General features: G+C 68.9%; 12 protein-coding genes. 9 read left to right on the forward strand and 3 right to left on the reverse strand.

Annotation, left to right across the window (positions count from 1 at the left end):
- Nucleotides 1–111: 111 nt before the first annotated feature.
- From ACZ3HV_RS00755 to ACZ3HV_RS00775, 5 genes are all read left to right on the forward strand, one after another.
- The gene (locus ACZ3HV_RS00755; protein WP_465679617.1) at nt 112–1,149 is read left to right on the forward strand and encodes an ABC transporter ATP-binding protein; all 1,038 of its coding nucleotides are present in this window, start codon (nt 112–114) and stop codon (nt 1,147–1,149) included.
- Nucleotides 1,146–1,958, forward strand: a complete 813-nt coding sequence (locus ACZ3HV_RS00760) for an ABC transporter permease (protein WP_465679618.1) — start codon at nt 1,146–1,148, stop codon at nt 1,956–1,958. Before ACZ3HV_RS00755 ends, ACZ3HV_RS00760 begins: the two co-directional genes overlap by 4 nt.
- On the forward strand, nt 1,955–2,806 hold the full coding sequence (locus ACZ3HV_RS00765) for an ABC transporter permease (protein ID WP_465679620.1): 852 nt from the start codon (nt 1,955–1,957) through the stop codon (nt 2,804–2,806). Before ACZ3HV_RS00760 ends, ACZ3HV_RS00765 begins: the two co-directional genes overlap by 4 nt.
- Before the next feature lie 102 nt (nt 2,807–2,908).
- Entirely contained in the window at nt 2,909–3,655 is a 747-nt protein-coding gene (locus ACZ3HV_RS00770) for a methyltransferase domain-containing protein (protein ID WP_360365712.1), read from the forward strand.
- A 256-nt stretch (nt 3,656–3,911) separates the two neighbouring features.
- On the forward strand, nt 3,912–4,328 hold the full coding sequence (locus ACZ3HV_RS00775; RefSeq protein ID WP_360365711.1) for a DUF3040 domain-containing protein: 417 nt from the start codon (nt 3,912–3,914) through the stop codon (nt 4,326–4,328).
- 225 nt (nt 4,329–4,553) lie between these two features.
- On the opposite strand, the gene ACZ3HV_RS00780 is transcribed toward ACZ3HV_RS00775, so the two are convergent.
- From ACZ3HV_RS00780 to ACZ3HV_RS00790, 3 genes are all read right to left on the reverse strand, one after another.
- Nucleotides 4,554–6,908, reverse strand: a complete 2,355-nt coding sequence (locus tag ACZ3HV_RS00780) for a transglutaminase TgpA family protein (RefSeq protein WP_465679621.1) — start codon at nt 6,906–6,908, stop codon at nt 4,554–4,556.
- A gap of 118 nt (nt 6,909–7,026) precedes the next feature.
- Nucleotides 7,027–8,313, reverse strand: coding sequence for a DUF58 domain-containing protein (locus ACZ3HV_RS00785; protein ID WP_360365708.1), 1,287 nt, complete (start codon nt 8,311–8,313; stop codon nt 7,027–7,029).
- Nucleotides 8,314–8,316: 3 nt separating this feature from the next.
- Nucleotides 8,317–9,222, reverse strand: coding sequence for an AAA family ATPase (locus ACZ3HV_RS00790; protein WP_465680419.1), 906 nt, complete (start codon nt 9,220–9,222; stop codon nt 8,317–8,319).
- Between the two features lie 595 nt (nt 9,223–9,817).
- Here ACZ3HV_RS00790 and mraZ point away from each other — a divergent pair.
- From mraZ to ACZ3HV_RS00810, 4 genes are all read left to right on the forward strand, one after another.
- On the forward strand, nt 9,818–10,249 hold the full coding sequence (mraZ, locus tag ACZ3HV_RS00795) for a division/cell wall cluster transcriptional repressor MraZ (RefSeq protein ID WP_131351384.1): 432 nt from the start codon (nt 9,818–9,820) through the stop codon (nt 10,247–10,249).
- Between the two features lie 247 nt (nt 10,250–10,496).
- Nucleotides 10,497–11,462, forward strand: coding sequence for a 16S rRNA (cytosine(1402)-N(4))-methyltransferase RsmH (gene rsmH, locus ACZ3HV_RS00800; protein ID WP_465679623.1), 966 nt, complete (start codon nt 10,497–10,499; stop codon nt 11,460–11,462).
- Entirely contained in the window at nt 11,462–12,124 is a 663-nt protein-coding gene (ftsL, locus tag ACZ3HV_RS00805; RefSeq protein ID WP_465679625.1) for a cell division protein FtsL, read from the forward strand. Before rsmH ends, ftsL begins: the two co-directional genes overlap by 1 nt.
- 376 nt (nt 12,125–12,500) lie before the next feature.
- Nucleotides 12,501–14,300 (forward strand): peptidoglycan D,D-transpeptidase FtsI family protein, encoded by a 1,800-nt coding sequence (locus ACZ3HV_RS00810; protein ID WP_465679626.1) that lies wholly within the window; start codon nt 12,501–12,503, stop codon nt 14,298–14,300.
- Nucleotides 14,301–14,330: the final 30 nt, after the last annotated feature.

Genomic DNA, 14,330 nt, shown 5'->3' on the forward strand with positions numbered 1-14,330 from the left:
CCCGCTTAGCTTGTCGCGGCAGCCGTATGTCGGATGGACCAGAGACTCCTGTGCTCTGCGCTGACGTTGCCCGGTCCGATCTCTCCCGACTCTCGAAAGCGGTGCTTCACCGTGACGAACGCATCCTTTGACGACCCCTCGACCCGGCCGCCGGTGATCGCGGCGACCGATCTCACCAAGACCTACACGTTCCACAAGCAGCAGGCCGGCCTCAAAGGCGCAGTCAAGAGCCTCGTCCGGCGTACGTACGAGACCAGGCTCGCCGTCGACAAGATCACCTTCAGCATCAACCGCGGCGAGGTCGTCGGCCTGCTCGGCCCGAATGGCGCCGGCAAGACCACCACGCTCAAGATGCTCTCCGGCCTGCTGTACACCACGGCCGGCGACCTGGAGGTCCTCGGCTTCACCCCATCGGACCGCAAGCACGACTACCTGCGGCGGATCGCGCTCGTCATGGGCCAGAAGACCATGCTCTGGTGGGACGTCCCGGCGATGGAAAGTCTCCTGCTGCACAAGGACATGTACGGCCTCACGAAGCAGGAGTTCGACAGCAACGTCGCCGAGCTGGCCGAGTTGCTCGACGTCCAGGACCTGCTGAACGTCCAGGTCCGCAAGGTGTCCCTCGGCGAGCGGATGAAGCTCGAGCTGATGGCGGCGCTCGTGCACGGACCGGAGATCCTGTTCCTCGACGAGCCGACGATCGGCCTCGACGTCGTCGCGAAGGCGCGCGTACGAACGTTCCTCGCCGACGTCAACAAGGTCCGCGGCACCACGATTCTCGTGACCAGCCACGACATGGACGACATCGAGGCGCTCTGCTCGCGGGTGATGATCATCGACCACGGGCGCCTGCAGTACGACGGGGGCCTCGGCGAGCTCGTGCACACGGCTCGCCCGCGCAAACTCGTGCAGGCGACCTACGCGACGACCGTCGACGGGAGCCGCCTCGCTGCCCTCGAGGGCGTGACCGCGGTCGACGGTTCCGGCCAGACGGTCAAGCTCGAGGTGGACCGCGAGCGGGCCGGCGACGTCCTCGGACAGCTGACCCAGATCGGTCCGCTGGTCGACCTGGACGTCGCGGACGCGGACATCGAGGAGATCATGCGCGACCTGTTCCTGCGCCGCAGCACGTTGGGGGACGGCTCGTGAACACCCTCGTGCGCAACCTCCGGGTGCTGCGCCGGATGACGGTGGCGCAGGTCGTCCAGCAGTCCATCTACCGCGGTTCGTGGATCATCTTCATGGCGGCCAACGTCTGCGTGCCGATCATCTCGCTGCTGATCTGGCGCACCGCGATCGCGAACGGGGCACAACTCCCGATCGACGAGCGGTTCGTCACCACCTACTTCGTGCTGCTCAGCTTCGTCACGATGGCCACGTCGTCGTGGCTGACCGGCTTCCTGGCGAACGACATCAGGCTCGGCAAGCTGTCCAGCTGGATGGTGCGCCCGGCGTCGCTGCTGCTGGGCTTCGTGGCCAACAACCTGTCGGAGAAGTTCCTGAAGCTGTTCGCACTGGTGCCGATGATCGGTGTGCTGTGGTGGATCTTCCGCGACTCGATGGACATCCCGGCCGGTCCGGGTCGCTGGGCGGTGTTCGCGGTCAGCCTCGTGCTCGGGGCGATCCTGGTGTTCACGATCGACATCCTGATCGCGTCGCTCGCGTTCTGGATGGACGACGTGTCCGCGCTGGCGCAGGCCCGGCTGATCATCGCGAGTGTGCTGTCCGGCGCCGTCGTACCGCTCGCGCTGATGCCGGACTGGTCGCGCGGGTTCATCGACAACCAGCCGTTCAGGTTCACGGTGTCGTTCCCGGTCGAGGTCGTCGCCGGCAACCTCTCCGGTCAGGATCTCCTGGTGGGCTTGGGTCTCCAGGCGGCGTACGTGGTCGTGTTCGGAACCATCGCCCGGGTGGTCTGGGCATCCGGCATCCGCGCGTACTCGGCGGTGGGCGCATGACCGACCTGCGTACGTACGCCGACCACCGGCAACCGCTCGACCGGCACTGGCTGGCCAAGCAGCGGCGTCACCTCCGGCTGTGGCGGCGGTTCCTCGCACAGGCGGTGGTCCGCGAGACGCACTACCGCGCGCACTTCTTCACCACGTTGCTCGTCGGCCTGGTCCAGCTCGGGCTCGGGATCGTGCCGATCCTGCTGTTGTTCGGTTTCACCCAGGAGGTGCACGGCTGGTCGCGGGCCGAGGTGATCACGCTCGTCGGGGCCTACCAGATCATCACCGGGCTGATGGCGGCGTTCGTCGCGCCCAACCTGCAACGGATGACGGCGTACATCACCGAAGGCGAACTCGACAGTGTGCTGCTGCGGCCGGTGTCGAGCCAGTTCTACCTGACCCTGCGGTGGATCGACATCGCGGAGCTCAGCAACGTTGCGAGCGGCATCGTCGTGCTGGTGATCGGCCTCGTGCAGTCGGGTGTCAGCCCGAACCCGTTGGACGTCCTGCAGGCGCTGGTGCTCGCGGCCTGCGGATTGGTGCTGCTCGCGACCGTGTGGAGCGCGATGTCGTTCCTCGCGTTCTGGCTGCAGTCGGTGAATCCGATCGGGGCCATCTACCTCAACCTGGTCGAAGCCGGCCGGTATCCGCTGGTGTTCTTCCCGGTGGCGGTGCGGACGTTCCTGACCTTCGCGTTCCCGGTGGCGTTCGCGACCACGTTCCCGGTTCAGGCGCTGGCCGGCGATCTCGGCTGGACGCCGGTCGCCGGCGGGATCGCGCTGGCGGTGGTCGCGATGACGCTCGTCCGGATGCTGTGGCGCCGCGGGCTGCGTTCGTACGCGAGCGCGAGCTCGTAGCGCGGATCTGTGGAACCGGGTGGCTGACGGGGGAGGGGGTGGGGTGGAAGTAGGGTGTGGCGCGGCGGGTGGGTGTCGGGGGACTGGCTTGGAGGGTTCAGGATGGCGGATCGGCGGCGGCGGGGCGTGCGGACGGCGCTGGTGGGTGAGGCGCTGCGGGTCGCGTTGGCCGGGCGGGCGCGAACCGATCCGGGTGCCGGGCTGGACATCGTCGACCTCGGAGGTGGGACCGGTGGTTTCGCGGTGCCGCTGGCTGTCGAGGGCCACCGGGTGACGGTTGTCGACCCGAGTCCGGACGCGCTCGCGTCACTGGAACGGCGGGCCAGCGATGAAGGCGTGAGCGACCTGGTCCGCGGTGTCCTGGGTGACGCTGCCGAGCTCCCGGGACTGGCCGGTGAGTCGAGCGCGGACGCCGTCCTGTGCCATGGCGTGCTCGAGGTCGTCGACGACCCGGTGCAGGCGTTGCAGGCGATGGCCTCGGTGCTGCGGGAGGGCGGCGTACTGAGTCTGCTTGTTGCCCAGCGCAACGCTGTCGTCCTGGCTCGCGCGCTGGCCGGGCACCTGGCCGAGGCGCGGGTCGCGCTGCAGGATCCGGACGGGCGGTGGGGGCCTACCGACCCGACGCCGCGCCGGTTCGACGAGGCCGGGATCATCGCGCAGCTGGCCGACGCCGGGTTCATGGTGCACACGGTGCACGGCGTACGGACGTTCGCCGACCTCGTCCCGTCCGCGTTCGTCGACTCCGAGCCGGGCGCCGCCGACTCGCTCGCCGAACTCGAGCGCGCCGCCAGCCAGCACCCCGCCTTCCGCGCCCTCGCCACCCAGCTCCACATCCTCGCCACCCGCTGATCGCGGACGGCGTGTGCCCCCGATCACAACTGGAACGGCGGCGACGGAGGGTGATCACGGCGTAACCTGCGGCGTCAGCGACCGTGGATGCCGGTGAAGCTGTGAGCGAGCTGTGTGCGACGCGCCTGAATGGGCAGGTTTGAACCCGGTGTTGTAGGGCAGTTGCCGGACCGTGACGCGCTGGACAGGCGGTCAGGGTTTCGTGCGGGGCATGCTCGGCCTAGACTGAAGGCGGCCTATCGAGATCGCGCTCATCATGGAGGGATCGACGGTGCCCCTCTCAGAAGAAGAGCAGCGCCAGTTCGAGCAGCTCGAACGTGCCCTTGCTGCGGAAGACCCGAAGTTCGTTTCCGCCATGCGTGGGACCAATGTGCGCTTGTATTACAAGCGCCGGGCAGTGCTTGCCGGCGTCGGATTCGTGCTGGGCATCGTGGTGCTGATGGCCGGTGCGATCATCCCCAACACCATCATCGGAGTCATCGGCTTCGTGATGATGGTCGCCTGTTTGTACATCGCGGCGCTGAGCATGAAGCGGATCAGCAACGCCGGGGACGCCGACGACATCCCGCCGCCCCCGCCGACCAAGCGGCACCGGACCAAGCACGACTCGTCCGGCAGCTTCATGGAGCGCATGGAGGACCGCTGGCGGCGCCGGCGCGACGAAGACCTCTGACGACGGTGGGGCCTGGCGCCTGAGCGCGCGACCAGTCCTTCAACCACACCCGTGCCCTGGTGGGGCGGGTGTGGTTGTTTTTTGTGCGGGTAGCTCCCGTTCGGCGCTGTGCGGGTTGGCGGTCGGGTGACCGTCGGTGGCTGGGCACAGCGCCGAGCGGGAGCGGTTGGGTACAGGTGGCACTTCAGGCGTTGGGCTAGCAGGCGGGCTAGCCCAGGCGGTGGACTAGCCGGCGTGGCGGCGTCTTAGGGCTAGGGAGCGGAGGCGGGCCAGGAGGAGGTCGAACTCGTCCAGGAGGTCGGAGGCCTCGGTGCTGCCCCGGTTGAGGTACCAGCGCCAGGACGGCGGCAGGAGTCGCGCCCGCCAGCGGCGGAGTCGTGGTGCCTGGGTCCAGAGGGCCTTGCGTACGGCGAACGCCTCGGTCCGGAGGTCCACGGTCGGATTCGCGTCACCGGCGTACCGGAGGGCCTCGATGCCGCGGGCCAGGCGGATCGCCTGGGGCTGCGTGTCAGCGGGCAGCTTCGAGACGAGCCACTCGCCGGTCTGCCGCGGCGTGGAGATGTCGGACCAGTCCAGTCCGAGGTCCCGGGAGGTGTCCCGGATCTCGGCCCACAGGCCCTCGGCCGAAGCGCGTCCCGGCTCTCGGGTGAACCGCCGGCGCCGGGTCAGGCTGCGGATCAGCCACGGGATGCAGAGCAGCAGGAGAACACCACCGCCGATCCCGATCAGTTTCCCGCCGCCGTTGGTGAACCAGTTGCCGCCGCCGGTGACGGCGACTCCGGTGTCGGTCGGCAGGTTGCGGTCGCCGTTCGGCCGGTTGAGCTCCGGGTCGTCGGTCGCGCCCGGCGTGATCGGCGCGGTGCTCGGTGCCGTGCTCGGGTTGGTCGGGTCGGGGCTCGCGGGGACCGTCCAGTTCGGCGTGGTCGCCACGCGCGCGGACGGGGTCGGCTCGAACCGGACCCAGCCGGTGCCCTGGAAGTACAGCTCGGGCCAGGCGTGCATGTCGTGCATCCGCACCGTGTACTGACCGTCCTTGCCGGCTGTCCCGGGCAGGAACCCGATACCGACCCGGGAGGGGATGCCGACGATGCGCGCCATCAGCGCCATCCCGGTGGCGAACTGCTCGCAGTACCCGGTCTTGTTCCGCAGCAGGAAGTCGCTGATCGCGCGCATCCCGCTGCCGCGCGCGTTCTCGGTGCTGTAGGTGAAACCGCCGCCACTGCGGAACCACTGCTGGAGCAGCACGGCCGCCTCGAACTGGTTGCCCTTGGCACTGGCCGTGATCTGGTCGGTGAGGGTCTTGATCTCGGTCGGGGTGCGCGTCGGAACGCTGCTGGTGTACTGGTCCGGACGGCCGTTGACCGAGCTGGCCAACTGCTCCGGTGTCGGCTGCAGGTCGTACGACGTCACGTTGTACTTCTTGCCGCCGACCACCTGTCCGCCCGAGGACACCACGTCGAGCGTGGAGCCGTCGTACCGCCAGTCCCGCTTGAGGGAGATCGAGTGCAGCGGGTAGGGGACCGGCGCGAACTGCGACCGGAAGCTCCGGCTGACGTCGATCTCCATCTTGGACTGCGGGACCTTGTTCAGGTCGCCGATGAAGCCCGGCGGCGGGGTCAGGTCGCCGTCGATCTTGCTGCCCTCCGGCCGGGGCGCGATCCGCCAGGTGTTGCCGTCGAAGAGGTCGAGCGCGGTCAGCCGCAGATAGGTTCCGTCTTTCGGGCCGCCCTTGTAGGTGAGCGCGACCACGTTGTCGCCGCGGGTCAGGTTCTTGCCCATGTCGAGCATCGGGTCGGTCGACGAGATCGACGCGCCGATCCCGCTCCCACTACCACCGCCGGCCAGACCGTTGCCGATGACACCTTCCGGCAGGGCCGGCAGCAGCGCGGGAAGCAGCGCGGCCAGGGCGACCACCGACAGACCGATCCGTCGACCTGCCTGGCCGAGCGCGGACGCCTCGACCGGCTCGGCCGCGTCCAGGTGCGAGACGCCGGAGATGCGGCGGCCCCAACGGCTCAGCCGGCTCCGGCCCTCCGCCGACAGCAGCAGGATGTACCCGAGCGCGGGCGGGATGAACAGCAGCGCCGGCAGTCCGCCGTGCACGGTCGCGGCCGGCACCGTGTACATGATCAGCAGCAGCAACCCGGCCCACGCGGCCTGCCGGAGCTGAACGGCGATGACGTGGATGAGCAACCCGGTCGCCGAGATCACCGAGACCGCGAACAGGGTGAGGTGTGAGTCCGGGGGCAGCGGTGCGCTGAACCGATTGATCGAGTCCATCGCGTTGACCATCTGCTGGTTGAACTCGAGCGCGGTCGCCTTCACCGGGATCAGCCCGAACTTCAGCGTGTCCTGCAGGAAGAACAGCGAGAGCAGTTCCACCAGCACGACCAGCTGAACCAGCGGTACGACGACGCGCGGGGTGCGCAGGTTCTGCAGCAGGACCCCGATGCCGGTGATCGCGGCGCACAGCAGAGCGCTGACGAACAGGAACGGCCCGGAGAACACCGGCGTGAGCACGAGCGCCCCGAGAACAGTCGCTCCCCAAGCAGCTATCGAGATTCTGGCGTGACCGGTCATCGGGCCTCCCGGCCTGGACTGAGGAGTGCAGGGAGCGAAGCGACTGGAGCGACGGGGGAAGGCCGGCAGGTGAAGCCCGATGACCTTGCCGCCGCCGAAGGCCCGGCCAAAAGCACAGTCATGCGATCCTTCCGCTCCTTAGGCCGAGGGTGGACCAGACGGTGGGTAGGTGGTCACCGCGCTGGACCCTGGCGACTCGCCAGCCGTTGATGCGCAATTCGTTCTCGGTGGCGGCCGTGGCGGCGCTCAGGCGGGCGGCCTTCTCGGTCGCTTCGGCGCCGACCGCCCAGCTGGCCGCGTCCAGCAGCAGCGCGACACCCGTCGCCTGGCTGGTCCGCCACCGGTTCAGTGCGACGACGTCATCGCTGCTGCAGGCGCCGACGATCGCGACGACCAGGCTCGGCTCCTGCGCGTGCCGGTCGACCGTCAGCAGCGGACCGACCTCGGCGTACCGGTGTTCCTCGACGGTCGCGCACTCGGTCAGCAACTCCTGCGGATTCAACGGCTGGTGTACGGCGGCCGACGTGCGATGCGCGATCGCCGACAGGGTCGTCGGCCCGCCGAGCAAGGTGGTGACGTAGCCGCGGCGGATCCGGTCGATGCCGATCGAGGCGGCCGCGCTGACCGCCCATTCCAGGCTGGACGACGGTCCGTGCCCGTGGTGCGAGATCGTCCGTGCGTCCAGGAACATCGCGCACCGGCTCTGCCAGGGCTGCTCCTCGCGCCGGACCATCAGCTCGCCGCGGCGGGCCGTCGAACGCCAGTGCACCCGGCGCAGGTCGTCGCCATCGCGGTACTCGCGGACTGTCGCGTCCTCTTCACCGGCGGACGCGATCGCCCGTGGCCGGTTCTCGCCCGAGCCGGCCCGGTCCGCACCCAGCCGGATCTCGGGCAGCCGGTAGACCCGCGGCGTGACCAGCAGGTGCTGGCTGCGGGTGAACGTCCGGCTGGTCTCCACCAGGCCGAACGGATCGGCCACGGTCAGCATCAGCGGCCCGACCTGGAAGAGTCCGCGAACATCGGACTTGACCGGGTAGGTGACGGTACGACGCCAGTTCGGGCTGACCCGATCCACCACGAACCGCGGCCGGTGTCCCAGGACATAAGGAATCCGGTCCTCGAGCAGCAGCAGCCCGGCCGGCATCCGGCCCTGGTTGCTCAGGGCAAGCTCTACGGTCGCCTGCGTCCCGACCGGGACCTGGTCCGGCGCGAGGCTACGGCGTACCTGCAGGCGCAGCCGGGTCCGGCCGACGACGAGTGCTGCGACGACCGGCAACGCCACCAGGAGAATGCCGACCCGCAACAGATCCTTCTGACCGAGCAGAAGCGCGCACAGCGAGGCAGTGATGCCGGCCGCGACGAACGCCCGCCCCCTGGTGGTCAGCCCGCGCAGTGCCTGCCGCATGTCTCAGTCCCGACGCGAGCGGGGCAGCGGCACGCTGGCCACCAGCCCGGAGACGATGTCGGCTGACCCGCGCCCACCGAGATGCGCCTCAGCCGCCGGGAGCACCCGGTGTGCCAGCACCGGCACCGCGAGCTCCTGGATGTCGTCCGGCAGGACGAACTCCCGGGAGTCGAGCGCCGCGGCCGCGCGGGCCGCCCGGACCAGGTGCAGTGTCGATCGCGGGCTGGCTCCGAGCCGGAGCTCCTGCGACCGGCGGGTCGCGCCGACCAGTGCGACGGCGTACTCCTTGACCGACTCCGACACGTGCACCGACTGCACTGTCTTCACCAGACGCAGGATCTGCTGACCGTCGGTGACGGGCTGCAACGTGAGCAGCGGATCGTCGGCGGCGTGCCCGTCGAGCATCCGCAGCTCGGCGGCCGGCTCCGGGTAGCCCATCGAGACGCGGGCCATGAAGCGGTCGCGCTGCGCCTCGGGCAGCGGGTAGGTGCCTTCCATCTCGATCGGGTTCTGGGTCGCGATGACCATGAACGGCGTCTCGAGCTGGTACGTCGTGGTGTCGACGGTGACCTGGCGTTCTTCCATCGACTCCAGCAGCGCGGCCTGGGTCTTCGGCGAGGCGCGGTTGATCTCGTCACCGACGACGATGTTCGCGAACACCGCGCCGGGCTTGAACTCGAAGTCGCGGATCTCCTGGTTGAAGACCGAGACGCCGGTGATGTCCGACGGCAGCAGGTCGGGCGTGAACTGGATCCGTCGCACTGTGCAGTCGATCGACTTCGCGAGCGCCTTGGCCAGCATCGTCTTGCCGACGCCGGGCACGTCCTCGATCAGCAAGTGCCCCTCGGCCAGCAGCACGGTGATGGCGACCTCGACTACGTCGGATTTGCCCTCGATCACCTGCTCCATCGCCCGGCGGACCCGGCCCGCCACCTCGGACAGCTCGTCGAAGTCCCCGGCTCCTGCCAGCGCCGAGCTGGTCGCGGTGCTGCTCACCCTGAGTCCTCCCCATTCATTGACGGCCGACACATTGTCACCCGCTGTAGGGGTCGGGCCTAGACCAGCGGGGGTTTCGTTACCTGGTGTTTCGGTGTTCATCGGCACACGCCCTCACGGCGGGGGTCGGTCTCTGTGGTCGAGATCTGGCGTCCCTCCAAGCGTACGGGCGGAAAAAGCAGTGCGCGGGGCATACGACGTACCTGCCGCCCAGAAGGTTCACGGACAGTCTGCCCGGAAGGTTCACCGGCATACCGCGTGGAGCGCAGTGGAGGAATCCGGGTGGAGGGAAGTGGAGGAGACCCGGTGGAGCGAAGTGGAGGAGATTCAAGCGGTTGACCCGGCAGCGACACGCGGGGGAGCCGCGCCGGAATCAGGCGGCGCGGGTAATGGATGGGGCGGAAGTTGGTTGACGGTGGTGGAAAGTGGAGTAAGGTGGAGCGCAGTGGAACGGAAGTGGTGGAAACAGCTCGCCTGAGACGGAGAGTCCGCAACGGGGAGGTGGAGCGTGTTCCTCGGAACTCACTTCCCCAAGCTCGACGACAAAGGACGGCTGTTCCTGCCGGCGAAGTTCCGGGACGAACTGGCTGACGGCCTGGTGATCACGCGTGGACAGGAGCGGTCGCTGTCCGTGTGGCCCGAGCGCGAGTTCGTCCAGCTGACCGAGCAGTTGAAGCAGGCGCCGATCACCAACAAGGGTGCGCGGGACTACCTGCGGATGCTGTTCGCCGGAGCCTCGAACGAGGTGCCGGACAAGCAGGGCCGGGTCACCATCCCACCGATGCTGCGCGATTACGCGGGACTTGATCGCGACTGTGTCGTCATCGGGGCGATGAACAGGGTGGAGATCTGGAACACGGAGAACTGGAACAGGTACTCCCAGGAGCAGGAGCAGGCGTTCGCCGACCTCTCCGAGGAGGTACTGCCCGGCATCTTCTGAACCTGAACAGTGAGCAAGCGGCTTCGCGAGCACACCGGCCGTCCGGTGAGATCACGGGTCCGACTTCCGACCTCACGGCTTGGCGCCACTTCCCCGGCGCCAAGACACCGAGGTACTTCCCCGGAAGGCGTACCCGCGATCTGACCGGACGGAGTCGTCTCCGGCCGCGGCACTGACAGGCAGCACCGCAACACCGAAGAACCTGCGGGGGCAGGGTCGCTCCCGTGGCGACGGGAAAGGGTCGAGGATGGACGCTGCGGAGCGGCATGTGCCGGTGATGCTGGAGCGCGTGGTCGCGCTGCTGGCGCCGGCGCTCGCGCATCCCGGTGCGGTCCTCGTCGACGCGACCCTCGGTCTGGGTGGTCACTCCGAGGCCTTCCTGCGCCAGTTCCCGCAGGCTCGCCTGATCGGGCTCGACCGTGACCCGGCCGCCCTGCGGCTGGCCGGTGAGCGGCTGGCGCCGTACGAGCAGCGGATCACGCTCGTGCACGCGGTGTACGACGAACTCCCGCGCGTGCTGGACGAGCTCGACGTCCCCGCGATCGACGGGATCCTGTTCGACCTGGGTGTCTCCTCGATGCAGCTGGACGAGGCCGAGCGTGGTTTCGCCTACGCGCAGGACGCGCCGCTGGACATGCGGATGGACAGCACCGGCCCGACCACCGCGGCCGACATCGTCAATACCTACAGCGCGGCCGACCTGGCCCGGATCCTGTTCCAGTACGGCGAGGAGAAGTTCGCCCGGCGGATCGCGGACCGGATCGTGCGCGAGCGTGAGATCGAGCCGTTCACGAACAGCGCGCGACTGTCCGAGCTGGTCCGCAACGCGATCCCGCAGGCGGCCCGCCGGACCGGCGGACACCCGGCGAAGCGGACCTTCCAGGCGCTGCGGATCGAGGTGAACGGAGAGCTCGACGTACTGCGTCGTGCGCTGCCGGCCGCGATCGAGGCGCTGGCCCTGCACGGCCGGATCGTGGTGATGAGCTACCACTCGCTCGAGGACCGGATCACCAAGCAGACGCTGGCGACCGGCACCAAGACCGACGTACCGGACGACCTGCCGGTGATTCCGGCCGGGCACGAGCCGTACCTGAAGTTGCTGACCCGGGGTGCCGAGCGGCCGACCGAGGAGGAGACCGCGGCGAACCCGCGCGCAGCCTCCGCACGCGTGCGGGCAGCGGAACGGATCCGGGAGAAAGGGCTGGTGGCCTGATGAGTACTGTCTTCAGCCCGCAGAAGGCGCGGGTCACGCCGGCCGCTCCGGCCAAGAAGTCGGAACCGAAGCTCAGGGTGGTCTACGGTGCGCCGTTCCGGCCGCCGCGGATGCCGTTCGTCATCTTCGTGGTGTCGCTGCTGGCGGCCGGCCTGGTCGGCCTGCTGCTGCTCAACACGGAGCTGCAGCGCGGGACGTTCGAGGTCACCAACCTGAGCAACCAGGCCGACCAGCTACGCGATCAGCAGGAAGGTCTGGAGAAGCAGGTCCGCACGCTCGAGTCGCCGCAGAACCTGGCGGACCGGGCGTTGCGGATGGGCATGGTGCCGAACCCGAACCCGGTGTTCCTGCGGCTGTCCGACGGGCGCGTGCTCGGCGTACCGGCCGAAGGCAAGGCCGGCACGGGTACGGCGATGTTCGGTCCCGGTACGCCGACCGGCACCGCGACCAAGCCGCCGTTGGTCAAGCCGCCGGTCGTGAAGCCGCCGGTCGTGAAGCCGCCGGTGGTGAAGCCGCCGGTGGTGAAGCCGCCCGCGGGCACGGTGAAGCCGGGGACGGCGACAGCACGCACAGGGACGACGGGCACCAAGCCGCCCGTGACGACGAACAAGCCGCGCGCCGGTACGACGGGGGCGCAGGGCACCACGACCACTGGGGGATGATCGAATGACGGACCGACGGGGAGACGAGCCGCCACGCAAGCGTGGCAGTGCACCACGCCGGGGCACCCCGCCCCGCAAGGCTCCGCCCCGTCCGTCCGCCACTACCGACAGCACCCGGAACACCCCGCAGCGTCCCGAGACCACCCGCGAGAGACTCCTCCGCCAGGCCCGCGAGGCTGAGCAGAACGCGGCCCCGCGTCGCCCCGTGAAGAAGGCTGCACCCAGCCAGCCCAGGAAGCGACCTGCTACTGGTACGGCGGCACCGCGCAAGCAAGCGCCTGCCAAGAAGACTGCCAAGCGGCCGGTCAAGAAGGGTGCGCCGCCGCGGAAGCGCCCCCCGCAGAACAGGCCGCAGCCACGGCCGAAGAAGCGGAAGGTGCGGAAGCCTCCGCGGATGTTGCGGTTGGGGCGGCCGGCGTTGCGGTTGCGGATGACGTTCGGGGTGATGGCGTTCGTGCTGTCGCTGTTCGCCGGGCGGCTGGTGCTGCTGCAGGGCGTGGACCCGGACAGCTACGCGCAGGCCGCGACCAAGGAGAACACCAAGCCGTTCATCCTGCACGCGTCCCGAGGCACGATCGAGGATCGGAACGGCGTCCAGCTGGCCGTGTCCGAGGACGCTGTGGCGATCACCGCCGACCCGACCCAGACCAAGCCGGTGGCCGAGCAGTTGGCGTCGATCCTCGCGCCGAAGGTGACGAGTACGACGTACAGCAGACTGCTCGCCGCGATGAGCGGAACCGGCCGCTTCGCCGTCCTCGCGCACCAGGTGAGCCCGCAGGCCTGGAACGAGATCGAGGCCGAGATCAAGACCCGCAACGCCGCGATCATCGAGGAGAACAAGAGCAAGCCGGAGGAGCAGGACGCCCCGCTGCTGGCCGGTCTCTACACCGAGGACGACCCGATCCGCAGCCACCCCAACGGCAGTGTCGCCTCGACCGTCGTCGGCGTGGTCGGTGCCGATGGCAAGGGCCTGTCCGGGCTCGAGTACGGCCTGAACGACAAGCTGTCCGGCCAGGACGGCAAGGCGATGTACGAGGTCGACGCCAAGGGCAACAAGATCCCGAACGCGAACCACACGGTCGAGGAGCCGAAGCCCGGCGTCAGCGTGCAGCTGACCCTGGACACCGACCTGCAGTTCTGCGCGGAGAAGCGGATCGAGGAGGCGGTCAAGCAGTACAAGGCCAGCGGCGGCACGGTGGTCGTGCAGGACGTGAAGTCCGGCGAGATCCTGGCGATGGCCAACTACCCGACCTTCGACCCGAACAAGAAGTACACGTCGGCCGACCTGAACAACCCGGCGCTGGAGCGTACCTACGAGCCGGGCAGTGTGCAGAAGGTGGTCACGATGGCCGCCCTCGCCGACGCCGGCCTGATCGACCTGAACACCAAGCTCCGGGTGCCGGGCAGCATCGAGGTGCAGCGGCGGACGATCAAGGACCACTGGGACCACGGCCCGCTGAACCTGACCATCGCCGGCGTGGTCGCGAAGTCGTCCAACGTCGGCACGATCATGGCCGCGCAGCAGATGCGGATCCCGCAGTTCGTGAAGTACCTGCACGACTTCGGCTTCGGCGAGCCGACCGGGCTGGGCTTCCCGGGTGAGAGCAAGGGCTTGATGCAGCCGGGTGACGAGTGGCCCGAGCTGACCCGGTCGAACGTCGCGTTCGGTCAGGGCCTGTCGGTGAACGCCGTCCAGATGACCGCCGCGGTGAACGCGGTCGCCAACGGCGGCATCTACGTCCCGCCGAAGCTGGTCCGCAACTACATCGACGCGAACGGGACGGTCATCCCGAACCAGACCGCGGCGCCGCACCGGGTGGTCAGCGAGAAGGCCGCCAAGGAGGTCGCCACGATGATGGAGGCGGTGACCGCGAAGAAGGGCACCGCGCCGCAGGCCGCGATCGAGGGCTACCTGGTGGCCGGCAAGACCGGGACCGCGCAGCAGGTCGACCCGAAGACCGGCAAGTACGGCAAGTGGGCGACTTCTTTCGCCGGATTTGCGCCGGCCGACAACCCACGGTTCGTTACGTACGTCGTACTGCACGACCCGACAGGTGCTCGGGGTGGTGGTTTCCAGGGAGGACCGGTGTTCCGGGACGTGATGAGCTACGCGCTGCAGAAGTACGTCGTACCGCCGACGGGAGCCAAGCAGCCCGACGTACCCGTCACCTGGTGACGCAGGGTCAGGTAGGAGTCACGGTGTCCG

It is taken from the genome of Kribbella sp. NPDC020701 (assembly GCF_055562215.1).

What these genes read in the sequence shown, in the direction of transcription:
- ACZ3HV_RS00765 (WP_465679620.1), top strand. Translation starts at nt 1,955, where the DNA reads ATGACCGACCTGCGTACGTACGCCGACCACCGGCAACCGCTCGACCGG.
- ACZ3HV_RS00770 (WP_360365712.1), top strand. Translation starts at nt 2,909, where the DNA reads ATGGCGGATCGGCGGCGGCGGGGCGTGCGGACGGCGCTGGTGGGTGAG.
- ACZ3HV_RS00775 (WP_360365711.1), top strand. Translation starts at nt 3,912, where the DNA reads ATGGAGGGATCGACGGTGCCCCTCTCAGAAGAAGAGCAGCGCCAGTTC.
- ACZ3HV_RS00780 (WP_465679621.1), bottom strand. Translation starts at nt 6,908, where the DNA reads ATGACCGGTCACGCCAGAATCTCGATAGCTGCTTGGGGAGCGACTGTT.
- ACZ3HV_RS00785 (WP_360365708.1), bottom strand. Translation starts at nt 8,313, where the DNA reads ATGCGGCAGGCACTGCGCGGGCTGACCACCAGGGGGCGGGCGTTCGTC.
- ACZ3HV_RS00790 (WP_465680419.1), bottom strand. Translation starts at nt 9,222, where the DNA reads ATGGAGCAGGTGATCGAGGGCAAATCCGACGTAGTCGAGGTCGCCATC.
- rsmH (WP_465679623.1), top strand. Translation starts at nt 10,497, where the DNA reads ATGGACGCTGCGGAGCGGCATGTGCCGGTGATGCTGGAGCGCGTGGTC.
- ftsL (WP_465679625.1), top strand. Translation starts at nt 11,462, where the DNA reads ATGAGTACTGTCTTCAGCCCGCAGAAGGCGCGGGTCACGCCGGCCGCT.